The sequence below is a fragment of the Vibrio vulnificus NBRC 15645 = ATCC 27562 genome, from assembly GCF_002224265.1.
In the GTDB taxonomy this organism is placed as follows: Bacteria; Pseudomonadota; Gammaproteobacteria; order Enterobacterales; family Vibrionaceae; genus Vibrio; species Vibrio vulnificus.
On sequence record NZ_CP012882.1, the window covers coordinates 15,690 to 41,662 of the forward strand.

Below are 25,973 nucleotides of genomic sequence, written 5' to 3' on the forward strand. Positions count from 1 at the left end.
TTTCCTCATCCTCACTCACTTCACCTAACACTCACCGACCACATCTCGACACATCAGTAATTATTCGATCTCCACACCATTACTCTTCTCTGAAAGCACGATTAAAACTTTCTGTAATCGGTTTGAGAAGATAACTGATTGGTGTCCGTGGCCGAGACAAGATAAGCACTTCCGCATTCATTCCCGCCGTTAACTGATGCTGCTGAGCATCTTGGTCATTCAACGCAATTCTCGCCAAATAGTAGTCTTCTTTGTTTTGTTCAGACAGTTTGTCCGCTGAAACCGTCAGAACCTTACCATTGAGTGGTTCTTGAATACGCGCATTGAGTGCCGTAAGGCGCACTCTAGCATCTAAACCTGGAGAGATAAGATCGATATCTTGAGGACTGACTCTCGCTTCCACGATTAAGCTGTCATCGTCAGGAACCAATTCCAGTAACGTTTCACCACTACGAATCACACCTTGTTCGGTGAAAACTTTCATATTCACTACCTTGCCTGAAATTGGCGCGCGTATCCCAGTGCGTGTATAAATATCTTGAGCCACACGATACTCTTCTCGAATAGAGACAATTTCATTTTGCGCTTCTCTCAATTCAACGACCACTTCGTTGATTCGCTCGAGTGCCATTTCCTCTAAACGGGATTGGTTTTCGTCGATGCGTTTTTGCACTGTTAACGTTTGTCTATCAAGTTGACTCAAGGTACTTCTTACTTCAGTTGCTAATCTTTTAAACTGCAGCAACGTTGATTTACCGGAAAACCCCTGTTTTACTAATGTCTGATTACTCAGGATTTCTTCTTCGATTAACGAAAGTCTTTCCCGCTCAATTTTTTTGGTTTGATTCAAATTATTGAGCTCCAACTTTGCACCAGAAATCGTCTGATGAACGATATTGAGTTTACTTTCGAAGTAACGAGCTCTCGCCTCAAAAATCTTTTTTTGAATTTGCTGCGCCTCCAGCAATGTGTTTGAGATTGCCATTTTCTCGAGGTCACTTTCCCAAACAATCTCACTCGTATTATTAAACTCTGCTTTTAAACGACTCTCTTTTGCGACGGCATGGACAAACCGGCCTTTAAGAGATTCTAAACGCGACAAAGATTGCTGTTCAGAAAGCTGTATTAGTAGCTGGCCTTTCTCAACATAATCCCCTTCTTGGATCATTAAGCGTTCAACAATGCCACCTTCAAGATGTTGAATTGCCTGACGTTGACTGCTTACGGACAAATCACCATAGGCGATGGCTGCACTTTCAAGTTTTGCTGTTGCCGCCCAGTAGCCAATACCACCGCCAAATAGTGCAATAGATAAAAAACCCATAACAATGGGTCCTTTGATATTCAGAGTATCTTGTGGCGAAAAACGTTCTACAACGTCTAACGTCTCACCATTTCTCTCCGCTAATTGATTAGCCATGATTGACCCTCGGAATGTCTGTTTGACTCGATCCCATCAAACGCTTCAGTACTTCGTTCTTTTCGCCATACAGCTTAACTCGGCCTTCAGAGAGATAGAGCAGACGATCCATATTTCTCATCGTGCTCGGATTATGAGCGATAACGATCACGGTGGCTTTTTGATTTTTTAAGTGAGTAATGACATTTTGATACGCCGCTTCTCCTTCACCATCTAGGTTTGAATTCGCTTCGTCCAATATCACGACCGATGGGTCATCATAGATGGCTCTCGCCAACGCAACTCTCTGCCTTTCTCCACCAGATAACCCTCTCCCACCTTCTCCTATCTCAAAATCGTAACCTTTCGGCTTCTTGAGTATCATTTCATGGCAACCCGCCAGTTGAGCGGCCCGTATTACTTTTTCTGGCTGCTCTATTTTGAGTCGGGCGATATTTTCTCTGATGGTTCCGGGGAATAACTCTATTTCTTGAGACAAGTACCCTACATGCCTTCCCAAATCTTCTGATGCCCAGAGAGAAACATCCATTCCATCTAAGGTCACCTTTCCTGCTAAGGGCTTGATATTACCGACCAATAACTTAGCCAGCGTTGATTTCCCTGTGCCCGAAGGGCCGATAATACCAACCGCACAACCAGGAGGAATGGAAAATTGAGCGCCAGAGAGAACTGGCTCAGCAACACCGGGATGACGATAAGAAACGTTAGCTAACTCGAAATGCCCTCTGGGTCTGGGCAATGGCATATTGAGTTCATCAACCTGAACTTTGTCACTGATTTCTTTCAATCGACCATAAGCACTTTTAGCGAGGGATGCCGAACGCCAAGTCGTAATCGCTTGCTCCATTGGGGAGAGAGCTCTTCCCATCAAAATTGAGGCAGCAATCATGGCACCTGCGGTTATTTCATGCTCAATCACTAACCATGCCCCGCCACCTAGAAGTAAAATTTGTAGGCCACTACGAATGAACTTAGAAATATTGGCAATAAGGATTGAACGACTTACCGCATTATCTTCAACCACTTGCGTTTGCTGATTGTACTGATACCAATTCCTGAGGTAGTCATTCATCATCCCCATCGCAAGCATAGAATCGGCATTTTGTGCCGCGGTTTCTGCGTTAGCGATGGCGTTAACCGCTCGGTTATCACTATCGAGTGCCGCTTTACGAATCGCAAACTCATTAAATAAGCCTAAAGACAATAGAGTAAACGCGCCCCCTAAAGCGATTTGTCCTAAGACAGGGTGCAGCATATAAACGAAGAAAACGAACAGTGGTGTCCAAGGAGCGTCAAGCAAAGGGTAAAGCGAAGATCCACTAAAAAAAGATTTAAGCGTCTGCAAATCTCTCAATACCTGCGCAGTATAATTACGCCCAGTGTGTGTTTTAAAATGAACGGTTTGTCTTAACATTAGGCTAGAGAGACGGTTATCAATCCAAAAGCCAAAGCGTTTGCTAATATGTGCCCGTACCACTTCAAGTGCAGACATAGTTAATAAAGCCAACAGAACAATGACGGTCAGCAAAACCAATGTATCAACGGAGTATGACGAAATCACTCGGTTGTAAATTTGAAGCATGTAAATGGGTATAGAAAGTACAAGAATATTGATAAAAAAACTAAAAAAAAGTGACCATACAAATAGTGTTCTTAGTTTCTTCTTCACTTCCTTAAACGCGGAATTTTGCAAATTACTACCCACCTAGAAGTAGTGCTACGCAAAACGTAGCACTATTTATCTCTAATTTAGAATTGGAACATGTCATCCGCATGAGCGACAAAATCTGCTTCTGTCACACCAATCAACTTCACGGTAAATGCTCCACCATCGGAAAGAACTAGGTTACCCACTGCATCATAGCTTACTGACAGATCATCCACTGAATGAATCGTGGCACTGTCGATACGTACTGTGTCCTCACCAATAGTGAAATCCACCACTTTAGCCGTACCGTGTCCGTCAAACTTATCGGTAAAAATAAATTTGTCGGCGCCTTTTCCACCAATCAGGACATTGTCACCAGAGCCAGCAACCAAAATATCGTTATCTAGGCCACCATTCATATGGTTGTTACCATAAAGACCAAGTAATAAGTCATCCCCTGATCCGCCGCCAAGATAGTCATCCCCTAGCCCAGCTTTGAGGATGTCATTACCTCGTCCACCAACTAATCTATCATCGCCAGCCCCGCCGATAATTAGATCATTACCGCCGCCACCAACGATATTGTCGTTATCACCATGTCCTACGAACTTGTCATCGCTACCAGTATAGTTACTAAGAACATCTACATCTGCAGTTCCAGAATAAACAGCCATTTTTTTATCCCTCTTTTTGATTCCATTATTGGATATAGAACGTTATCGTTAAACAACATCTGACTTCACTACTTCAAGACATCAGAAGTATATGAAAGCTCATGCTCTATATGAGTTTGATTTTCGGTTGAGTTTTCACTCACCGAATAAGGAATCAATTACCAGGTTCATACTTTTCAACACTTATTCATGATAAAACAAACAGTTATTGCTAGTACTCTATATGATTAATAATGCTCGGTAACCTATAGAATTCGATAAACTATAGAAATAGTGGCCTGGTGGTTTTACAAATTTCGTTTTGCCCACGCAGTTGCCTGTGTTCGGTTTTTTACATCAATCTTTCGGAAAATATTATAAAGATGAGATTTAATCGTGTGCTCGCTGATAAAAAGAGAATCCGCAATTTCCATATTCGAACCACCTGCCTTAAGAAATTGTAATACTTGAATTTCTCTTCTGGTTAGCTCGATATCTAACTGTGGTTCTTCCTTCTTCGCTCCACCTTTTTCTTCATAATATGAGATAAGTTGCATCATTAATCTTCTCGGGAGCCAATTATCCCCTCGAGCGATCGCTTCAATCCCGCGACACAACTTATCTATGTTATCTTTTGCACCAAATACACCTTTAATGTAAGGCCATTTGATCAACTCTTCCGGCTCTAAGTCTTCCAGTAGATTCAGAAGTATTGTCCCTCTCAGATCACTCCTATTTTTGATAATATCAATATTATCCATTGATATATCCACAGAAAGATCAACAAGCAGAATACTTTCAGCATTTATTCTCTCTTTCGAGATTGGTTTCTTTGCATCAAGAATTTCAATTGTCATCCCAGTTTCAGCCATCAGAATATTTTTTAGATTCTCACTCTGAAGGCTTTGTTGAGTGACTAATACAATCGTTGTGTCTGCCATATTACAACCCATACTGAAACGTCTCATTCTAAAATTTTATACTTCATACTATTTTTGTTTTAAGAAGCACTCAGCTAATCGCAAAGTGCTAGAGACAACTTTAAGGCTGTTTTATTCACTTTTAAAATACTAATTAAGTAAAAGTGAATCTAAAATTTATTCATCTCATATGTGATACATTGATATCAGGAATGGTATATTTTTGTGATTAGCCGGCGGGATTAGATCGTAGAGGATGTGGGAGAAAGATGTTCCTTAGCCCAAATTAGGGCCTGAACTCTATTTTTAACATCAATCTTTTTAAAGATGTTGTGTAAATGCGTTTTCACTGTGTTTTCTCTAACAAAGAGCTTTCGTGCAATTTGTTGATTTGAATTCCCCAATGATAAAAGGGTTATTATTTGCTGCTCTCGTTTCGTCAACTTTGTAGATACGGTTTTTGAGATAGGTTTACTGTGCTGACGCAAAGTTGAAATAAATTCTTGTGATATTTTACGACTAAACCACATATCACCCGACAGGATCTTGTCAATTCCTAGTTCTAAAGTACTAATATCATCAGATAAATAAAATATTCCAGTCAACGAACGCCAAATACATAATTCTTCAATACTAATGTTATTTTGGCAATTAATCAGCACCTCTTGAACTTCTGAAAAGTTTTCATCTATAAAATTCAAATATGAAGAATAAAAATCCTCTTCAACAACACTATAATCGACAAGAATTGCCTTGATCGAAGAGTAACTCGTCGTTCGTTCATCTAACTCTTTTGGAGTGAGTAGATGAACGACCATATTGAGTTTTTTCTCAAGAATTTCTTTTAGCAGTGAGGATTGCAGACTGTCTTCCGTAATCAATATCACTTCCTTGTTTTGACTCTCCATGCTCCTCACAGCCCTTTATTCATCAGTTTAGCTGAGCATAAAATTTAGGCTCACAGCCAATAAAGTCAAGTATGAAAAAAAGACCGAGTAAAGCAAAAGTCTGAGATAAAGTAACGGGCAATAGTATGAAAAGCATGAAAAAGGGAAGCTTGCGCTTCCCTTAATTTTGAGGGGGTTAGTGAATCGGTGTTTCACCTTTTTGAGCATATTTACCAAAGTAATGCTCTAATACTTCAGGAGTCAGTTTTCCTTCGGCTTCCAGTCGCTTAAGCTCAGCAGCAATCTGCTTTTGCTCTTCAATCGACGGTAATTTCACTTCCGGCTCTTGACTGGCCTCTTCAGACATCATCTGCAATTCTTTTTCAAAATCACTCATTTTCACTTACCTAAAAATGTCAAAACTGTGAAGGATTCTACCTAAGTTTACAGTTTGAAGCTACCCACCATACTATCGAGACGACGCGACAACTCACGCAGCTCTTGACTTGCATCGGCCAACTCTTCTGCTGTGCTTGTCGTTACTTCATTGATGGCATTGATTTCTTCTATGTTCTGATTAATGGTATGAACCACGGTAGATTGCTCTTCCGTTGCGGTCGCCACTTGCGTATTGCGATCTGAAATATCAGCAATACGCTCAGAGATGCTCATCAGTACATTAACCGCTTCGTCTGTCGCACCAACGCCCTCAAAGGTGACCGCTTTACCTGCGTCCATCGCCGAAACTGCATCTTTGGCATCGTTTTGTAACTGGTTGATCATCTTTTGAATTTCTTCGGTGGAATCTGCCGTTCGACTTGCTAAGTTACGCACTTCGTCAGCAACAACAGCAAAGCCACGCCCTTGCTCGCCCGCACGGGCCGCTTCGATTGCCGCATTCAACGCCAGCAAATTGGTTTGATCCGAAATATCTCGAATAACATCAAGAATGGAGCCAATTTCTTGTGTTGTTGTCGCTAACTGCGATACTACTTGGCTCGTGGTTTCGACATCATCTGCAAGACGCGAAATGACGTTCTTCGCTTTTGTCACCACCTCTCGACCAAGTTGCGTATTGTCAGAGGCTTGATTCGCTGTATCTGCGGCCGTTGCTGCGTTCGAGGCGATTTCGCTGATGGTTGCGCCCATCTGATTGATGGCCGTCACCACTTGAATCGTCTGATCTCGCTGTTCTTGGCTGTTGTCGTGCGTCGTTGCCGCTTTCGATGAGACCGTTTCAGCCGCGCTATTGAGCGAGTTACTGGTCGCTGCCACTTCTTTCATCGTGGTATGAATTTTCTCGATAAATCCATTGAAGCCCATCGAGAGCTGAGCGATTTCATCTTTCCCTTTGATGTCAATGCGCTGCGCGAGATCGCCATCCCCTCGACCTAGGTCGGTGAAACGTTCAGCAATTTGTTGGATAGGTTTGGTAATACTGTTCGCGAGGATCACGCCCATGAAAATAAAGACAGCTGCCACAACTAAGGTCGTAATCAGCATTTGTTGCGCGGCGGCATCAAGGTCAGCAAAGACTTCATCCACAGGCACAATACCAACCACGTACCAGTTCATCGACGGCACATAGGCACTCGCGACGAAAACACGCTCACCATCGACTTCGGTTTCAAAGACCACGTCTTGCTGCTTGTTTAGCAGCGATGAAGGATTCTCTGCAACATAGCTAGAAAGAGGTTTACCGACGGCTTGTCTGTCTTTGTGGATTTGAATGTTACCTTGGCTGTCGACAAGGAACACGTAACCGGTTTTTTCAATCTTGAAACTGTTCAGTTTGCTGACCATTTCATCCATCGATTTAGACACACCAGACATGGTGAATCCCGATAGGTGTTGATAGTTGGCAAACATTTTCACTTCACCATTGGCTTCGGTAAAGATGCTCACCATTGTCGCCTGACCTGAGTTAGTGAAGCCGAAAAACCAACCATCCTGTGATTGAGTAAGCTGACGCAAGAAGCCATTTTGGTTCCAGTAATACGCCGTTTTTCTATTGGCCACCGACGCATCGTTCAAGCGGTATTGATCTTTGACGTTATTGAGTTGCTGCACCAACTTCGTTTGCCCTTCAGGGTTTTCCGTTTGTACGACGCTTTCGCGAACAAATTCGTTCTTCGCTAACTGCTCTGCCGCAGACAAGAGTTGCGATACATCTTTATCAACTTGCAAGTTAATCTGGCTCAAGATCAATGGCAATTCGATATCAACAAGACGATGGCTAATCACTTCACGTGATTGTTTTTGCGCCATAAAACCGAGAATGATGGTGGATGCAAGCACAGCAAAGGTTATCCCAAGGACAACTTTTTGCTTAATGCTCAAAGAGTTAAGATTAATCATATTTGGACCTTTAACAAGAATCACTTATTGTGGGTAATGCGCGATAAAGCAATACAAAAAGCGCAAAAATATAACATATATTTTGTTACATTCTTATGGGTATAGCTTATATCGGCCAAACAAACCCAAACTGAAGCAAAATCTTTCTTCACGATCACACTTCATCCTTGGAAGAAAAGTCTCGCGACTTCCCTTGAAACGCAAGCCTTTCACCCTCATGTGCTAATTTGTCGCTAACCATGGAACTTTCTTGGCTTTTTACGACCCAAGAAACCAAAACCAACCGAAGTAGTAGAATCATGCAACAACGTAGTTTTGATGCCTTAGCTAACTATTTACAGTCTCAAATCGTTGGCCAACCTGAATTAGTCAAACAGTTACTCATCGCGCTTCTTGCGGACGGACACATCTTAGTAGAGGGGCCTCCAGGTCTCGCTAAAACACGAGCCGTGAAAGCGCTATCAGAGTGCATTGAGGGTAATTTTCACCGTATCCAGTTTACCCCCGATCTCTTGCCTGCAGATTTAACGGGCACCGATATTTTCCGCCCAGAAAAAGGCGATTTTAAGTTTCAAGCTGGCCCTATCTTCAATCATTTGATCCTTGCCGATGAAATCAACCGAGCTCCGGCCAAAGTACAGGCCGCAATGCTCGAAGCCATGGCGGAAGGACAAGTCACCGCAGGACGAAATACCTATCCACTCCCAGAGCTGTTTTTGGTGATGGCAACACAAAACCCCATTGAGCAAGAAGGTACTTATCCTCTTCCAGAAGCCCAGCTTGACCGATTTTTGTTGCATCTTAATGTCGATTATCCAGACGCAGCTCATGAGCTGGCGATTTTGCGCATCAATCGCGGTGAAGCTAAAGGAGAACAGGCACCTGAAAAGCCTTTAGTCACACAACAAGAGATCTTTTCAGCCCGTCAAGAGGTGCTGAATATTCAAATGGCCGAGTCACTTGAGCACTATTTAGTGCGATTGGTGATGGCAACTCGCCAACCTTCTCACTACAACGGCGAACTTGCAGAATGGATTAGCATGGGAGTCAGCCCTCGCGCAACGATTGCCCTTGACCGATGTGCACGAGCGTATGCTTGGCTAGATGGACGTGACTATGTCACTCCAGGCGATATTCAGACAATGGCTTATCCTGTATTGAGACATCGCTTGCTGCTCTCCTACCGAGCTCAAGCGGAAGGGATTTCGGCCAACCAAGTGATCGATAAGCTGATTAGTTTAGTGGGAAGCGCCTAAGCCATGACCCCCGTTACATTGCCACCTCATTGCAATGGCGTGGCGTTATCGCTAGAAGAGTTGCTTTGCTACCAGAGCCAAGCCGTGCGCTGGATCCCTCCTGCCCGCAGCGTTTGGTCACATCTAAGTGGTGGCCATGCTAGCCGTGTTCGTGGGAGAGGCATGGATTTTGAAGAGGTTCGTCAGTACCAACAAGGTGACGATATTCGCAGTATCGATTGGCGAGTCACAGCCCGCACTGGTAAAGCGCACACTAAACTCTTTAGCGAAGACAAAGAACAAGCGGTGATCCTGTATTTGGATCTCAACAGCAGTATGTTTTTTGGTTCACGATACGTCTACAAATCTGTCCAAGCAGCGCATTTAGCCAGTGTAATTCTGTGGACGACATTGGCAAAAAAAGATCGCTTCGGCGCCATGATTGACGACGGCAAAACCTTATTCGAACATAAACCATCAGCCTTAGTGCGTAACGGTTTGGCTTTTCTCAATCAATTGACTCAACGTCATAATGAACAGCTGGGGCGAGCCACTGAAAGTCGACTCCCTTTCAGTCAAACCATTGAGAGGCTTAAACGGATGTCACCCAAAGGGTGTGAGATAATTTTTATCAGCGATTTCATCAAAATGAATGAGCAAGAGCTAAACCAAATCACACAGCTTAGACAACACAATAATTTGAGGCTGGTACAGCTTTATGACCCTTTGGAGCAGGGTGAAACCCGTTATCGAGGAAGTGTGCTCGCCAGTGATGGCCAACATTCTCGATGGTTTGATTTCGGTTCCAAAAAGCAAAAATTGGCTTTGAAGAACAACTTCGACCAACATCAACAATCTTTACGGCTGTTAAGTTATCGTAATGGAATACCGTTTAGCACCTTATCGAGTGCTGAATCTCTTATCAACCAATTATCCGTGTAATAATAATGACAACAAATTCAACACCTTTAGAGCTGCAACCTCTGATTTTACCTGCTGTCCCATCTTGGTTTCCTCTTGCTTGGGGATGGTGGGCTTCTTTCGCCAGCGTTGTTGTGGCTTTACTGCTTTTAACTGCCTTCTTTTTGTGGCGAAAAAAACGTCTCAAAGCAAAGCGTGCAGCACTCAAATTGTTTGTTAAACCCATCACGCCACATACGCCTTCGTCAGCCATCGAACTGCTAAGGCAAGCCGCGCTTTGTTACTACCCACGAGAAGCGATCGCGTCGCTGCATGGTGAGCAGTGGTACCAATTTCTTGACTTACAACTGGGTGAAACTCGTTTTAGCGACAAAATGCCGTTATGGCAGGCTGCGCTCTATCAGAACAAACACGGTGAGCATGACAGTGAGCTGGTCAACGATTGTTTAGTCTGGGTGGAAAAAGCACTCCCACCTAAGCGAGGTATGCGTGGCTGAAGGGTTTGAATTCCTCTGGTGGTGGGCGTTCTTTCTGCTTCCACTGCCATTTTTGGCCTATCACTGGCTGCCACAAGTCAGCAACAAGAACACATTGCGCCTCGCCTATCTGCCGAAAGAGATTGAGGCTGCAGGCGTAAAAAACAAATTCAGCAAACTGGTTACTTTACTTATTTGGTGCAGCCTGATTGTGGCTTCCGCAAGGCCAGTGTGGTTTGGTGAGCCTATTGAGCACTTCCCAGAGTATCGTGATCTCATGCTCGTTGTGGATCTCTCTGGCTCTATGCAGCAAGAAGACATCTTGCAAGAGGGTGATTACATTGATCGCTTGCGTGCCGTCAAAAACGTGGTGACTCAGTTCATTGAGCAGCGCCAAGGTGACAGGCTGGGCCTAGTATTGTTCGCTGATCATGCGTATTTGCAAACGCCCTTGACCGCAGATAGACAAACCGTGGCTAATCAACTCAATCAGACCATCATCGGCCTGATCGGGCAAAAAACCGCAATTGGAGATGGACTTGCTTTAGCCACCAAAACCTTTGTCGACAGTGAGGCGCCGCAACGAGTGGTCATTCTGCTCAGTGACGGCAGCAACACCGCTGGCACACTTGACCCCATCGAAGCCGCAAACATCGCCAAGAAATATGGCGTGAAAATTTACACCATCGGGATTGGCGCTGGTGAAATGGAAGTGAAGCAGTTTTTCATGACGCGAAAGGTTAATACCTCGGCAGATCTTGATGAAAAAACACTGACGAAAATTGCCACAATGACGGGTGGCCAATATTTCCGAGCCCGCGACGCGCAAGAGCTACAGACAATCTATCAAGCGATCAATCAGCTTGAACCCGTCTCTAAAGACGCACAAGTTTGGCGCCCTCAACAAGAGTGGTTTGTTTATCCTTTGAGTTTCGCTTTCGTGTTATCCATCTTATTGTTTGTATTACGGAGAAATCATGTCTGAACTGATTTTTCTTGAGCCCAAATGGCTATTCGGTTTGATTGTCCTACCTGTCGCTTGGTTATTTTGGCGCTTTAAAAGGCAAACATCGCAAGGCCCAGTGGCAGCCCATCTTAGCCAAACACCAACAAAAGGTGCAAAAAGCACCTGGTCAATACTATTGTGGTTGAGCGCTTGGGTTGTCGCCATCCTTGCGCTGGCATCACCAAGCTGGCAACACACCACGCGCCCCAACTTCAACAACCATCAAAATCGGGTTTTGGTCATGGATATGTCGCAATCCATGTATGCGCAAGACATTGCGCCAAGCCGTTTACAACAGGCAAGGTATAAGGTGCTCGACCTACTTCCGCAATGGAAAGAAGGCAATACCGCCTTAATTGCTTATGCAGGCGATGCCTATTTACTTAGCCCACTGACCAGTGACAGCCAGACGTTAGCGAATCTCATCCAGAACCTATCGCCTGACATCATGCCCTATCAAGGCTCACGTCTTACAAGCGCCTTGATGTTGGCCAAAGCACAACTCGAAAAAGCGGGAGCCGCAAAAGGCGATATCATCGTTATAAGTGATGATATTGATGATCAAGAACTGCAGGCAGCATTGAAGCTTGTTGCCAACTCCGCGATTCGAGTGTCCATTCTTGGGGTTGGTACACCAAACGGCTCGCCAGTTCCTCTGCCTAATGGCTCGTTGCTGACAAGTTCAACAGGACAAGTAGTGGTTGCTAAGTCTGATTTCAACAATATGGCAGCACTGGCGCAGAAAACGGGAGGCTACTTCGCCCCCATTCAATTTAGTAACCAAGACGTTGTAGAAATTGCCGCAGCAACGCAGGCCAATTCAGAGATGCATCAAGCAAAAGCCAACAATACACAGCAAAGCGAAGTCAGGGAAAATGGGGGTTACTGGTTGTTGCCACTCTTGTTACTGGCAGGATTAGGCTTATTCCGACGAGGCTTTGTTTGGATGGCATTCGTACTGAGCTTACCCCTGACTCAGATACCTAGCGCTCATGCCTCTGCGTTTCTTACCGCCGATCAACAAGGCAAGTCGTTGTTCGACCAAGGGCAATATAAAGCGGCAGCTGAGCAGTTTTCGAACCCGCAATGGAAAGGAAGCGCCGCATATAAAGCCGGAGAATATGAACAGGCGGCAACACTGTTTGCGCAATCAGACAGTGCAGAATCACTGTACAACTTGGGTAACGCACTGGCGCAAAACGGCCAGTATGATGACGCGCTAGAGGCCTACCAAAAGGCGCTTGCGAAAAACCCAAACCTCAAACAAGCAAAAACCAATCGCGAAGTTGTAGAAAAAGCAAAACAGCAACAGCAACAGCAACAGCAACAGCAACAGCAACAGCAACAGCAACAGCAACAGCAACAGCAACAGCAACAGCAACAGCAACAGCAACAGCAACAGCAACAGCAACAGCAACAGCAACAGCAACAGCAACAGCAACAGCAACAGCAACAGCAACAGCAACAGCAGTCTTCCAATCGCGATAATCAGAGTCAATCAGAAAATCGTGAAAATGCGCAAAACAAGGCGAAAGAAAAGGCTCGAGAAAGCGATGAACAAGGCGATGCTCAACGCCAGAAAAAACCGTCCGAACAGGGTGAAGAGCAAGTTAAGTCGAGCGATAAACCCGCGCAAGAAAGAGCCCCCAAAAGAGAGGCGGAACCGGAAAACGTAGAAGCACAGCAACCTGCGCCGAAAAACGCAGACGATCCAGACTTTAAAAAGCTGGAATCCGTTGAAAACGCACGCGATCCTGCTTATCTGCTTAAAGCACAAATGTTGCTGCAAGCACAGCAGAAACCGGCGCCTGATAATAAAGACAAAACATGGTAATGAGTAAGCTATGAATCGAATGACACCCTTTTTCATTTTGCTATCGACACTGTTTTTTACGCCTTTTCTGGCGGCAAAGAGTCTGGTTGCGAGCGTAAATAAAACCAAGGTTTCGAAAAATGAAGTGATTCAACTCACGGTGAGAGCCGATTATTCACTCGATGCCAATGACATTGATTTTTCTTCGTTAAGCCAAGACTTCTTCACCTCGAGTCCACGTTTTGTCAATTCAAGCAATTACATTAATGGCCAATCTTCAAAGCTCAGTGAGTGGACACTTTCCATCGCACCCAATCGCGCTGGCATCGTGACGATTCCTGCCTTCTCTGTTGATGGCGAAAGCACGGCGCCAATCCCATTAGAAGTGTCTGTCGATCAACACGAACCAAACGTGTCAGATATTATTCAATACTCGATGCAACTTGAAACCAGCACGCTCTATCCTCAGCAATCCACGCAGTTAAAGGTCGAGATTCGGATACTGGCGGATCCCCGTCGACTCGAAAATCCGCGTATCACCCCACCGTCCATTCAAGGCGTAGAGATAGAACCACAAGGGCAAACTCGCCAATTTCAGCGTGTTGAGCAGGGCCTTCAAGTCACCATTATTGAGCAGAACTATCAACTTACCGCCAACCAACCCGGTCTTTTTGAACTCAAAGGACCGTTGTTACGCGGCTCTTATATTTATGGTGACAGCTTAACGGGTTCGACCAAAATATTGACCTTAGATGGCAAGCCACAGAGTCAATCGATCAAGGTAAAAGCCATTCCTAACAATGCCGCACAGCCCTGGCTACCCGCTCAACAACTGTCGCTTGTTCAACAATGGCATCAAGATGACGGCGAGAACAACACCGTTGAGCAAGGCAGCAGCATCACGCGCGAAATCACTCTGACAGCAAAAGGGCTCAATGAAAACCAGTTGCCAACTCTCAAGTTTGACTACCCCGCATCAGTACGTGTGTACGATGAGAAGCCTGTATTTAAGACTCTTGAGAATGGTACAACCCAAATGACACTGAAGCAGGTGTTGATCCCAACCGAAACCGGTGATTTAAGCCTACCTTCACTGCAATTAGCGTGGTGGAACACGGTTTCTGACCAACAAGAAACGGCCGCACTCGAGGGGCGTCAACTCAAGGTGACACCGGGCTCGGCACAAGTGTTTACTTTGCCTGAGCAACCAACGCTGGCGAGTGAAACAAACCTTCGCCCAGACTCTACCCACCAAGAGCCTATTCAAAATACAACCATTTGGTTTTACTTAACCTGGACATTTGCCTCACTGTGGATTCTTACCCTCATTGCCGCTCTATACTGCTATAAACATCGCGGGACAAGTGCAGATAAGCCTCAGAATGCAACATCCAATAACGCGCTTGAATCGATGCAAGCATTGCAAAAAGCGATTGCTGACAACGATGCCGTCAAAATCGAAGCCCTGGTGCGCCAGTGGATGAAAACCGCCACGGTTTCTCAACCAGTAAAACAGGCAATTGAATCAGAGTTAAAAGCGATGCACCAAGCGACCTACTCGCGACAGCCTTCACCATGGCAGGCAGATCACTTACTTTCACTGATCAAGCAAAGCCGCTCAGCCTCAAGCGATAAAGCCTCTTTTGACATGCCAAAGCTCTAGCTCCGTTCAGACAGCAAAAAAACAACAAGGGCGAACAACACTGTTCGCCCTTTGTTCTTTCGCTCGCTTAGGTACCAGAAAAGTTACATCGCTTCAACCGACAGTGATTCATAACTGCAAACTCGGTTTCGCCCCTCCGCCTTAGCACGATAGAGAGCAACATCAGCCTGTTGATAGAGCTTATCAAAATGCAGATTGCGAGCTTGAACTTGATCGACCGCCACGCCGATAGAAACGGTTAGACGATCGCCATTTGGATTGACTTGATGCTTAATTTGCTCTTGCTCGATACACTGGCGGATGCATTCGGCACGCTGTAAAACGCCACTGGCCTCACTGCCAGCCATCAACATCACAAACTCCTCCCCACCAATGCGACAAAACACTTCTTCTTTGCCATTACTGTGGTGCTCAAGGATGTGGCCAATACGCATTAAGGCAATATCGCCTTCCAAATGACCATAATGATTGTTGAATAAGCCAAAGTGATCAATATCGATAAGGATCAGACCAAACGCGAGCACTTTTTCCTCTTCACTATGGCAGATGGACTCCATGACATGCTCTAGCATGCGTCGGTTGCCAAGACGGGTCAGTGGGTCCAATTTGGATAATACTTCGAGCTGACGGTTTGCTTCTTCCAACTCTTGGGTGCGCTTACGAACCTCTTTTTCCAAATTTTCGTTGAGCTCTCGTATCGCTTCTTGCGCTTGAGTGCGTTGCAACACTTCCGCCAGACTGGAGGCAAACATGCGGATCACTTCCCTAAGCTGCGAAGTCAGCGGTGAGCGAGTCAGCAAGTTGTCCACCGCAATAAACGCAATAGGACCATTGGTATTGCTGGTCAGCAACGTCATTGCCCCCCAGCCAAAACCGACGATATTGCAGTCATGGTAAATCGGCACGGAGTCTTCAAACGCAACCTCATTGGGCATTGAGCGCGCAAGATTAATCAAAGCAAAATCTTGTGTCTCACCAAAGAAATAGGACTCATCCACGACGTTGCCTTGAATATCCGTCCCCCAAGTGCCTTGCATGTAAGTGCAGTTTTCATCGGTAAGAAACACCGCCATGCGATCAACGCCAAGATGCTGAATCGCGAAGGAGACTGCCGATTTACACACATCACTCACCGTTGTGCAACGCGACAATTCAACCATGCTTGAATGGAGCATTCGCACATTTTGTTCTTGGCGTTTACGGATATAAATTTGCGATAACAGCGAACCAAACGATTGCAGCATCTGCTTTTGATAACTGGTGATCGGCTTACGGTGAATAAAATTATCCAGCGCCAGCCAACCGAACGGTTCATGGCCATCACGTAGAATCAACATCAAGTTCCACCCCTGCCCGACCACTTTCCCTGCGGTATAAAGCGGGGTTTCATTAGAGATCACCAGATTGGTGTCGCGTGAAGAGAGAGCGGTAACAAACTCTTCACCCAACTGATGAAGATCGTATTGCGTATGAAATTCACTGATGGTATTGCCGTGTTCATCGGTGCCATAAGTACCGTTGAAGCAGCGTTTTTTCATGTCGAGTAACATAAAAGTCGATCGATCAAACCCCAACCTGTCTCGTAGCGCTTCAACCGCTTTACGATAGAGATCGTTTAACGTGCTTGGGTTGGAGATTTCCAACGCCACTTCTTGCACCAACTTCATGTTGTCAATAAAACGTTCACGATGGTTAATTTCGTCAATGTACTGCGCTTCACGGATATCGCGATTTTTGATCTCTAATGACGCTTGTTTTTCCGCACGGATACATTGCCATCTGGCCGCAATCAACTGCATCGCATCGTGGGTTTTCTCGTAGATATGATCGGCAGACCCCGCTTTTACCCCTTGGATCAGAATGTAAGTTCGTAGCATGGGGAAGTTATCCAGCATCATGATGTAGCTGTTCCCCCCGAGGAGATCACGGTGATCCCAGTTACAGGTATTAATGGCTAAAGGAATTAAGCTCTCCGAGGTATCAAACTGCCTTGCCCATTGCCAAAAAGAGCTGGGAAAATCCACCAAAGGTGCTGGCTGCCCAGACCAAAAACGCAATGATAACGACGTATTCACGCAAGGATCATCAAATATCGCCATCGCATCCACTTCCATCAGTTCTGCGAGATATTCAAACATTGTCTCCGCCAGTAACCTATGGTCTCTGGTCGCCGACACCTTACGCATAAAGCTCCTGAAATTCACTTTGCCAACACCATTATTATTTTAGGGAATTGCGTTTAAAAGTAACCGTCCGACAATGTGCAATCAAACGCATTTCGAATCAGCTGTTAAGTCGTTCGCATTTTTGTCACGGCGATTGTCTTAAGCGAGAGAGAGACTGCATTTTGTTGCTGTGTGTTTGCAGTCCGAAAACAAAAAAGCCCCTCTGAGAGAGGGGCAAAAGTACCATCGCTTATAGTTATAATTCCGTTTAAACGTCAATTCGCAGATTAACCAAAATCGCCGTTTACATAGCCACGAGTGCGGTCATCACTTGGCTGGCTAAAGATCACTTGAGTATCGTTGTGCTCCACCAGCTCACCCATTAAGAAAAAGGCGGTACGATCAGAAATACGACGCGCCTGTTGCATGGAGTGCGTAACGATCACAATGGTGTAGTTCTTCTTCAACTCTTCCATCAACTCTTCAATTTTATGCGTCGCAATTGGGTCAAGCGCAGACGTTGGTTCATCCATTAGGATGACATCCGGCTCCATCGCAATGGTGCGCGCAATACATAAACGCTGTTGTTGACCACCAGAAAGACCAAAAGCATGCGATTTCAAGCGATCTTTCACCTCATCCCATAACGCCGCACCGCGTAGTGAACGCTCGACGACTTCATCAATGTGTTTTTTGTCTTTGATGCCTTGTGCACGCAAACCATACGCTACGTTCTCATAGATGCTCATCGGGAATGGGTTTGGCTTTTGGAACACCATGCCGACCTTAATACGCAGATCCGCCACATCAACGTTGCCATAGATGTCTTCGCCGTCCATTGCCAACTTGCCAGTAATCTTTACCCCTTCAATCAGGTCATTCATACGGTTCAGACAACGCAATAAGGTGGATTTACCACAACCAGATGGGCCAATAAGCGCCGTAACTTGGCGAACCGGGATCGGTAGGTTAATCGCTTTCAGCGCTTGGTTTTCACCGTAATACAAGTCTAGGTTTTCGATATCAAATTTGTTCATAGTCTTAATCTCTGAATTCTTTTCAATTAACGTCTTGAGCGTCTTTGGTTATTCGTCGTTAGTAAGTCGCTGTGTTAAAACGTTTTGCAATTAATTTGGTTACCATGTTGATCAACAGCACCACCACAATCAGTACGGTAGCTGTCCCGTACGCCTGGTTCCACTCATCAATGGTAAACAGCTCTGTTGTCAACTTATAGAGGTGTACTGTCAGCGTTCGGCCTGAATCCAGTAGTGAGTCTGGAATTCGTGCCACCATACCAGCGGTAAGGAACACTGGTGCTGATTCACCAATCACGCGGCCAATACTCAAAATCACCGAGGTTAAAATACCAGGCATTGCACTCGGCAAAATCAAACGCCAGATGGTATAGATTTTTGATGCACCGAGACCATACGAGCCTTCGCGGTAGGTTTGTGGTACCGCCATCAGCGCTTCTTCTGTCGTCCTGATGATCACCGGCAGGATAAGAATACTCAGCGTTAAGGCCCCCGAGAGAATCGAGAATCCCAGACCAAGAATGGCGACAAAGAATGTCATACCAAACAGACCAAAGATAATCGAAGGAATACCGGCCAAGGATTCAGTACAAAAGCGAATCACCTTAACCAATCGGCTGCCCACTTTGGCGTATTCTGTTAAGTAGATAGCCGTCATGATCCCTAGTGGAGCGGCGACAGCAATCGATGCCACAACCATGTAAATGGTCGAAATGATCATCGGGAAAATGCCATGCTCTTCACCTGTACGGGTGTAATTGTCGGAGATAAAGCTCCAATCCACATGCTGCAAGCCGTTAGAAAGGATGTACCAGATAATCCAGAACAAGAAGCCCACCGTCAGAGCGGCTGCCGCCCAAACCAGAGCATTAAGAATGTTGTCTTTTACTTGACGAGATTGTTTTAATTTTGCGCGTTCCATAAATGTCACCTTCACTTGCGATTACTTCGCTTTTTCTCGGTTGAGGTAAAGCAGCGCGGCATTCAACACCATGATAAATACCAACAGCACCACACCAGTTGCGTAAAGCGCGTTGGCGTGAACACCACTGGCGTATGACATTTCAATCGCAATGTTCGCCGTTAGCGTACGAGCTGAATCCAATAAGCCTTCAGGCATGGCAGGAGCATTTCCCATCACCATGATGATCGCCATGGTTTCACCCAGCGCACGGCCAATACCGAGGATAACGCCAGTCATGATGCCGCTGCGTGCCGCAGGAACGAGCAGTTTAAAAATAGTAAAGATTTTCGATGCACCCAATGCCAGTGAGCCTTCTTTATAAGCTCTCGGCACCGCACGAATCGAGGTTTCAGAAACGGTGATTACCGTAGGTAGGATCATCACACCAAGCACAATGATACCCGCTAAGATGGTGTTACCCGCAGGCACATCAAAGACGTTTTGGATCAATGGGACAATAATCACCAAGCCAAAGAAACCGTAAACGACCGAAGGGATACCTGCCAACAGTTCTACCGCGGGACGAATGATATCTGCGACACGTTTAGGCGCAATTTCAGCGATGAAAACCGCCGTCAGTACCCCAACAGGAACACCAACAAGCACCGCACCAAACGTCGATACCATCGAGGCAACGATCATGGTGGCGACACCATAAAGCGCCGGTGGTAACCAATCTTGGCCTAACACAATGCCTGAGACGCCCGCTTCTTGGAAAGCTGGAATACTTTCTCGGATGATGAAGTAGGCAATCACGGCTAGAGAAACAATACCGATAACCGCACTGGTCAAAAACAAGCCATGGAAAATACGTTCGCGCCAGTCAATGCGCTTTTGCGTACGTAAACGAGGTTTATCGATAGCTTTAGCTTCATTATTCATAAGCTTTTCACTATTTGTTGCGATGGTCATGAATCTAATCTCACGTTTCGAACAAGTCGAAGTGAATGGAAAACGCTCAGCCCTTTTCATTGGGCTGAGCAAACTTTTAAATCATTACTTAATTAACTGAGATGTAGCCTTTCTTCTCTACAATGGCTTGTGCTTCAGGGGTCAGCATCCAATCAAGGAACTTTTGCGTTTCAGCAGATGGTTTGCCCTGCTTGTAAAGAACAAGGAATGGACGAGCCACTTTGTACGAACCGTTTTTCACATTTGGAATAGACGCATCCGTGCCATCGATAGCTAGCGGGTGAACCGACTCATCAACAGTGCCAAGCGAGATGTAACCGATAGCGTAAGGGTTTGAAGCAACCATCGTTTTCAGTGCACCGTTACCGTTTGCCACTTGAGCACGTTGAGAGATGGCAGACACTTCTTTACCCGAAATTTTCTTCTTCAGTTTAAGAATGTCTTCAAACGCGCCACGTGTACCTGACGCTGTATCACGAGTAATCGCAACGATGGGTTTGTCTTCACCACCAACTTGTTTCCAGTTCGTCACTTCGCCTTTGTAGATGGCAGAAACTTGCTCAGCAGTCAGACCTTTCAGCGTGTTTTTGGGGTTAACAACCACTGCGATACCGTCACGAGCAATCACTTCTTCAACCAAAGCGGTTTCTTTCTCAGACGATTTTAGGTCACGTGAAGACATACCGAGATCAGCAGATCCATTTTTTGCTGCTTTAACACCTGCCGATGAACCTGGGCCTTGAACTTCAATAAAAACTTCTGGGTTTTTCTTCATGTATGTTTCAGAGAAAACTTCCATCAGTGGAGTTACGCTGCTTGAACCCACTGCAGAGATCGTTTCTTTTGCCGAAGCGGTTGTCACTGTCAGAGCACTCATAAGAGCGATTGCACCGATTACTGTCTTTTTCATCACAATATCCTTTATTGGCCAAATTGCCGTTGTGTTTCACTTGAACGATGCTCACTTTAGGATGTGAATATGACAGTTGTGTTTCACTTAATTGAACCCTCTGTGACACATTGCTGACAGTTGTGCGAATAAATCCACCAATCGAGTAGCATCAATGTGTAACAAATCGTATGAAGTAACCCCACCACCTCTATCAATAAAGCCGTTATGAAAGCGGTTTTATTGAAAAGCTCACTTTTTAGCCTAGACATTTTACTCTATGAAAAATCGTGCTTTACGCACATTGTGAGCACTCTCTGATAATTGCTATTTACCCGCCAATTTTGAGAGTGACTACAAACTACTAGTGACATTTGTAACGAAATAAGTCATTGAATACAGCAGGCGAATGGTTACAATCATCCACTAATAAAAATAAAACAATAATATTCATTCTCATTAATTATTTGTTCACAGAGGGTCGTTTTTAATGCGTCGTTTTTTAAATACACTTTCGATAAAAGCGCAGGTGTTGGTTCCTGTTGCTTTTACTATCGTTTTGTTGCTCGGGGGGGTCACCCTTGGCGCAAGCAACTTAAAACATGCTTTTGAGCGTGTAACCATTTCTACCGAACAACTCATCGTTCACAAAGGTGAATTAGGTGAAATTGTCGATAACATGTACGGAATGCGGATCAAGGCGATTTACAGCCTATTCCGCCCAGACGATCTGACCACACTGATCTCCGTGTTATCCGACAAGCAAAATGAAATTCGTTCACTGCTCAACGCGATTGAAACCGTACCGGGCCTGAAAAATGAAGTGGAACAGATGCGCCAAGCACTTAACCACTATGTCGATTACTCACGTGATGTGATGTTGCCTCTGCTCAAGGTAAAACACGGTGAAAGCTACCTCTCTTCCGATTTTCAACAACAGTACGATGTTGCGATGACCGCCTACCGCAAAGCCGGCGAAGAAATGGTTAAAGCAATTGATGTGCTTTCGCAAAAACTCAATCAAATTGCCATTGAAGACGTTAAAGATAACGGCAATCAACACAACGCTACGCTGACTTTCTCTGTTTTTGCCATGCTTGGTATTTTGGCCATCGCTGCGATTATTAGCATGGCTCTGGCTCATATGATCGTAAAACCGATTCGCTCGCTACAAACCACGATGCAAGCGGTCGCTAAAGGCGATCTGTTAGTAGAAGCTCAAGCGGAAGGTAAAAACGAAGTCGCACAGCTGGCTCAAGACGTGAACACCACGATTCATCAACTGCGTAATACCGTGGACGCATTGGTTCGTATTAGCGTTGATGTGGCATCGGCCTCAACAGAGCTTGCCGCTGTGATGGCACAATCAAGCGTCAATTCTGATCAAGAGAAAAATGAAGTGGAGCAAGTCGCCTCTGCCGTTAGCCAGTTAGAATCCACAGCCGCAGATGTCACCGCCAATGCGGTCAAAGCGGATACAGCTTCTAGCCAAGCAAACCAATTGGCAAAACACACTCTCAGCATGTTTGAACAAAATAATCGCGCCAACGATAAGATGGCTGAGCAGCTCAATCAAGCAGCAGGGGTAGTGACTTCGCTGAAAGTTCAGTCTGAGCAAATTGGTAAAGTGATTGAGGTGATTCAAAGCATCTCAGAGCAGACCAACCTACTGGCACTGAACGCGGCCATTGAGGCGGCTCGCGCTGGAGAAAGTGGTCGAGGCTTTGCTGTGGTTGCCGACGAAGTTCGTATGCTCGCCGCAAGAACGCAGGATTCAACCAAAGAGATCCAAGCCATTATTGAAGAGCTGCAAACGCAATCTGGACGCGCGAATGAGAGCATGAACTCCAGCCTTGAAACATTGGCGAGCAATCAAACACTGGCCGGTGAAGTGAGCCAAAGCCTAAGTGAGATTAGCCACTCAATTGAAGAGCTCACCTTGATCAGCGCTCAAGTGGCTACCGCGTCTGAAGAACAAAACCAAGTGACCAAAGATATCAACCAAAACTTGAGCAATATTTACGAGCTGGTGAGCCAAAATGTCACGGGCATTACTCAAGCTGCGGCAGCGAGCCAAGAACTCTCCTCTCTCGCGGAGAATCAAAAAGAGCAGTTGGGATATTTTAAAGTCTAACGTCAACACACCGATCACACGCCCTGCCTTTTGGTAGGGCGTTTTTTCATCGCCGACTCACTGTGTAAGTGAACTTAAGCAGCGCTTACATAGGCATACAAAGTCTATCTTCTTAAAAATCAGTCAGATAACAAAATATCTACGCCAATGATATTGGCGAGACAGGGCCACTCTTCTACTCTCCACTTAAGCCCTTCATCTTTAATCTTTTTCACTAGAAGAAAAAAGGTGACGAACAAATAACAGAATGACATTCCATTAATCAATTTAACAGTATAGAATACCAACAAACTGACCTATCTTTGACCATCATGAAACAATCCATGCTCACTCTAAAAAACAAAATTATCTTGTCTGTTTTGCTCTGCGTCCTCACCATAACGGGTGTCTTCATCTGGCAATCTTCCAGCATTTTGTGGCAGCAGACGCGCTCAGGCATCTACGCCCGAGCTACCAGCGTCTCTGAAGCCGCCGCTCCCGCTTTGCAATACTGGTTAGAGAATAATATCCAGATCCTCGAATCCGCCGCTCATATCGAGCAATTGACGCAAGCCAAAGAGGCCATGCGCCATGCTAAAGAGTCAGCGAAGTATTTGGATGTCTATTACGCCACTCGTGACGGAAGCCTTTATCTTTCTGGTCAGGATGCAAAATACCCCAACTATGACGCTCGTAATGCTGAGTGGTATCAGCAAGCACTCCAAGAAAATCGCAGTATCGTTTCCGCCCCGTATGTCAGCACTGAAACGCAGCAAGCTATGATCACACTCGCCACGCCAGTCAAAGTACGTGGAGAGATCATCGCCATTATGGGGGCGGATATTTCTCTTAAGAGCGTTCAGGACAATATTTCTGGCTACAAGGTGGGCGACAACGCCTATGCCATGCTGATCAACGAACAAGGCACCATTGTTGCTCATCCTCAGACCTCACTAGAGATGCAACCCTTCTCTGCGTATTCAAGTGAGATCTCGCTAGCGGGTATCCATCAAGCCATGGAGAACAATGAGATCCAACGCCTCAGCAGAAATGGCGCAGAAAAGTTGATCTATTTTGACAAAATCAACCATACCGACTGGATCCTAGCGATTGAAATGGATCGTCAAACAGAAGAACAAAGCTATTCGGAACTGTTGCAAAAATTGCTATTGGAAGGCGTGGTCATGACGTTGGTGCTGATCGTCATTATCTCGCTCTTCATTAATTATCTGCTGAAAGATTTCTACCAAGTCTCGCACGCGTTAAAAGCAATAGCGCAAGGTGAAGGCGATTTGACGCATGAGATCCAAATCAGCTCCAAAGATGAAGTTGGTCAGCTTGCTCAAAACTTCAATACCTTTGTCAAAAACATGCACGACATGGTGAGCCAAATCGTCGCGCTTTCTCAGCAGCTTAATCAACAAGCACAAGATGCGGCGCAACAAGCACAACACCGCAGCCAGCGTATTGCAACACAACAAGATGAAATTAATATGGTCGCGACCGCCGTAACGGAGATGTCGACGGCCACGCACGAAATTGCCTTGAATGCTGAAAATACTTCAAAAGAAGGCGAAGCCACTGTCGATGTATCTCGCCAAGGGGTCAGCGAAGTACAACGCAGTCAACAGTCGATCCTTGCATTAGCTTCCGATGTGGAACGATCTGCCGCTGAGCTTCAAGAGTTAGAGCACCACGTGCATAGCATCAGTAATATTCTCTCTGTCATTTCAGAGATTGCTGAACAAACTAACTTGTTGGCGCTGAATGCCGCCATTGAAGCCGCTCGCGCGGGTGAGCAAGGAAGAGGATTTGCCGTTGTGGCAGACGAAGTCCGCATTCTTAGCCAGCGCACCCATACGTCCACCAGCGAGATTCAAAAAACCATTGAGACATTGCAATCGGCCACGCACAAAGTCGTTAATACCATGACGGCAAGCCATGCCAACGCGCAGCAATCGGTGTCTGATGCAGAAACCGCTTGTCAAAGCTTGGAAAACATCATGGCGAGCGTGCAACGCATTAATGATATGTCGACGCAAATCGCCACCGCCGCGGAAGAACAATCGTTGGTGACCGAAGAAATCACCCGCAATACTCAAGCGGTGAATGACGTCTCCAATGAACTCGCACAGGCCGCCGTCACTGCAACCGAGCAAGCCAAACAATTGTCAGACTATTCCAAGCAACTGCATCAGCTCGTTTCACAATTTAAGCTTTAATACAAATCTCTGCGTCTTATAACAACGCTACTCTTCGCTTGACGAATAAACAAAAGCGCATCGAACCTCGATGCGCTTTTCTATTGCCAGTAGACTTAGATAGCCGTTATTTATTGCTCAGTCACCAATAAGACACTCAGGCCCTGAGTTTGTGCGTGGTGATACACTTCGCCATTGGCACTGTCAAAACTCAGTGCTGACGCGCCTTGAGTGGATGGTGTGTTACTCCAGATATAAACCGCCAAATTGCCCAGCTCTACCGTGTATGCCGACCCCCAAGCTCGAGCATTCAAAGATGGGGAATGGCACGCAGCCTCAGTTAAAGAGACTAACTCTTTAATATTGGCCATTCGCCAGCCACGCTTACCAGCAAAATTGAACAAGGCGTGGTTGGCGTTTTCGTCATCGACCGCTTGAGCCGTTTGCAACGCGCTTTGCCAGTTCTCTAACTGGGCTTCGCCTTCACAGCGCTCTTGAGCCTGATTCCACTGTTGGCCAACGGCACAACGCATCCAGGTTAAACCAGTTTGCTTGTCGGTTACGGTGCCGAGATCAGAGTAACTAAAACGGGCATTCGATGCCGTTGGGGTTAAGCCGTCTAAGCATTGCTGTTCTGCCCATACCGAACTTGAAGCAAGGAGCAGCGCCAATGTTGTGAGTGTTTTTTTCAT

At 45.6% G+C, this 25,973-nt stretch carries 21 protein-coding genes; 8 read left to right on the forward strand and 13 right to left on the reverse strand.

Annotation, left to right across the window (positions count from 1 at the left end):
- Positions 1 to 79 precede the first annotated feature (79 nt).
- The 7 genes from AOT11_RS15940 to AOT11_RS15970 all read right to left on the reverse strand — a co-directional run bounded on the left by AOT11_RS15940 (position 80) and on the right by AOT11_RS15970 (position 7,886).
- Entirely contained in the window at positions 80 to 1,420 is a 1,341-nt protein-coding gene (locus AOT11_RS15940; RefSeq protein WP_017422396.1) for an HlyD family type I secretion periplasmic adaptor subunit, read from the reverse strand.
- Positions 1,413 to 3,125, reverse strand: coding sequence for a type I secretion system permease/ATPase (locus tag AOT11_RS15945; RefSeq protein ID WP_017422395.1), 1,713 nt, complete (start codon positions 3,123 to 3,125; stop codon positions 1,413 to 1,415). The genes AOT11_RS15940 and AOT11_RS15945 overlap by 8 nt, the downstream gene beginning before the upstream one ends.
- Positions 3,126 to 3,169: 44 nt before the next feature.
- Positions 3,170 to 3,742: a biofilm matrix calcium-binding repeat protein CabA gene (gene cabA / locus AOT11_RS15950; RefSeq protein WP_017422394.1), complete on the reverse strand. Its 573-nt coding sequence runs from the start codon at positions 3,740 to 3,742 to the stop codon at positions 3,170 to 3,172.
- A 287-nt stretch (positions 3,743 to 4,029) separates the two neighbouring features.
- Positions 4,030 to 4,689: a LuxR C-terminal-related transcriptional regulator gene (locus AOT11_RS15955; RefSeq protein ID WP_017422393.1), complete on the reverse strand. Its 660-nt coding sequence runs from the start codon at positions 4,687 to 4,689 to the stop codon at positions 4,030 to 4,032.
- Between the two features lie 194 nt (positions 4,690 to 4,883).
- Complete coding sequence (locus AOT11_RS15960; RefSeq protein ID WP_026050768.1) at positions 4,884 to 5,549, reverse strand: LuxR C-terminal-related transcriptional regulator; 666 nt, start codon at positions 5,547 to 5,549, stop codon at positions 4,884 to 4,886.
- Between the two features lie 175 nt (positions 5,550 to 5,724).
- Complete coding sequence (locus AOT11_RS15965; RefSeq protein WP_011082415.1) at positions 5,725 to 5,925, reverse strand: hypothetical protein; 201 nt, start codon at positions 5,923 to 5,925, stop codon at positions 5,725 to 5,727.
- 47 nt (positions 5,926 to 5,972) lie between these two features.
- Positions 5,973 to 7,886: a methyl-accepting chemotaxis protein gene (locus tag AOT11_RS15970; protein ID WP_026050769.1), complete on the reverse strand. Its 1,914-nt coding sequence runs from the start codon at positions 7,884 to 7,886 to the stop codon at positions 5,973 to 5,975.
- A gap of 299 nt (positions 7,887 to 8,185) precedes the next feature.
- Between AOT11_RS15970 and AOT11_RS15975 the strand changes: the two genes are divergently transcribed.
- Genes AOT11_RS15975 through AOT11_RS16000 form a run of 6 tightly spaced genes read left to right on the forward strand, consistent with a single transcriptional unit; the run spans position 8,186 to position 15,000 of the window.
- Complete coding sequence (locus AOT11_RS15975; RefSeq protein WP_026050770.1) at positions 8,186 to 9,142, forward strand: AAA family ATPase; 957 nt, start codon at positions 8,186 to 8,188, stop codon at positions 9,140 to 9,142.
- A gap of 3 nt (positions 9,143 to 9,145) precedes the next feature.
- A complete protein-coding gene (locus AOT11_RS15980; RefSeq protein ID WP_017422389.1) occupies positions 9,146 to 10,063 on the forward strand; it encodes a DUF58 domain-containing protein in 918 nt (305 codons plus the stop codon).
- 5 nt (positions 10,064 to 10,068) lie between these two features.
- Positions 10,069 to 10,539: a DUF4381 domain-containing protein gene (locus tag AOT11_RS15985; RefSeq protein ID WP_011082411.1), complete on the forward strand. Its 471-nt coding sequence runs from the start codon at positions 10,069 to 10,071 to the stop codon at positions 10,537 to 10,539.
- Entirely contained in the window at positions 10,532 to 11,503 is a 972-nt protein-coding gene (locus tag AOT11_RS15990; protein WP_017422388.1) for a vWA domain-containing protein, read from the forward strand. The genes AOT11_RS15985 and AOT11_RS15990 overlap by 8 nt, the downstream gene beginning before the upstream one ends.
- Positions 11,496 to 13,358, forward strand: coding sequence for a vWA domain-containing protein (locus AOT11_RS15995; RefSeq protein WP_172840615.1), 1,863 nt, complete (start codon positions 11,496 to 11,498; stop codon positions 13,356 to 13,358). Before AOT11_RS15990 ends, AOT11_RS15995 begins: the two co-directional genes overlap by 8 nt.
- Before the next feature lie 10 nt (positions 13,359 to 13,368).
- Positions 13,369 to 15,000 (forward strand): BatD family protein, encoded by a 1,632-nt coding sequence (locus tag AOT11_RS16000; RefSeq protein WP_017422385.1) that lies wholly within the window; start codon positions 13,369 to 13,371, stop codon positions 14,998 to 15,000.
- Between the two features lie 83 nt (positions 15,001 to 15,083).
- Here AOT11_RS16000 and AOT11_RS16005 read toward each other — a convergent pair whose 3' ends face one another.
- From AOT11_RS16005 to AOT11_RS16025, 5 genes are all read right to left on the reverse strand, one after another.
- Positions 15,084 to 17,186 (reverse strand): sensor domain-containing diguanylate cyclase, encoded by a 2,103-nt coding sequence (locus AOT11_RS16005; RefSeq protein WP_172840616.1) that lies wholly within the window; start codon positions 17,184 to 17,186, stop codon positions 15,084 to 15,086.
- Between the two features lie 266 nt (positions 17,187 to 17,452).
- Complete coding sequence (pstB, locus tag AOT11_RS16010; protein WP_020480156.1) at positions 17,453 to 18,202, reverse strand: phosphate ABC transporter ATP-binding protein PstB; 750 nt, start codon at positions 18,200 to 18,202, stop codon at positions 17,453 to 17,455.
- 58 nt (positions 18,203 to 18,260) lie between these two features.
- On the reverse strand, positions 18,261 to 19,124 hold the full coding sequence (gene pstA / locus AOT11_RS16015; RefSeq protein WP_026050772.1) for a phosphate ABC transporter permease PstA: 864 nt from the start codon (positions 19,122 to 19,124) through the stop codon (positions 18,261 to 18,263).
- 21 nt (positions 19,125 to 19,145) lie between these two features.
- Entirely contained in the window at positions 19,146 to 20,078 is a 933-nt protein-coding gene (pstC, locus tag AOT11_RS16020) for a phosphate ABC transporter permease subunit PstC (RefSeq protein WP_026050773.1), read from the reverse strand.
- 88 nt (positions 20,079 to 20,166) lie between these two features.
- Positions 20,167 to 20,988: a phosphate ABC transporter substrate-binding protein gene (locus AOT11_RS16025; protein ID WP_011082403.1), complete on the reverse strand. Its 822-nt coding sequence runs from the start codon at positions 20,986 to 20,988 to the stop codon at positions 20,167 to 20,169.
- 469 nt (positions 20,989 to 21,457) lie between these two features.
- Here AOT11_RS16025 and AOT11_RS16030 point away from each other — a divergent pair, with 469 nt between their 5' ends.
- Positions 21,458 to 23,101: a methyl-accepting chemotaxis protein gene (locus AOT11_RS16030; RefSeq protein WP_017422382.1), complete on the forward strand. Its 1,644-nt coding sequence runs from the start codon at positions 21,458 to 21,460 to the stop codon at positions 23,099 to 23,101.
- A 311-nt stretch (positions 23,102 to 23,412) separates the two neighbouring features.
- Entirely contained in the window at positions 23,413 to 25,302 is a 1,890-nt protein-coding gene (locus AOT11_RS16035; protein WP_017422381.1) for a methyl-accepting chemotaxis protein, read from the forward strand.
- 110 nt (positions 25,303 to 25,412) lie between these two features.
- Here the strand turns inward: AOT11_RS16035 and AOT11_RS16040 are convergent, their stop codons facing one another.
- Positions 25,413 to 25,973, reverse strand: coding sequence for an Lcl C-terminal domain-containing protein (locus tag AOT11_RS16040; RefSeq protein WP_026050774.1), 561 nt, complete (start codon positions 25,971 to 25,973; stop codon positions 25,413 to 25,415).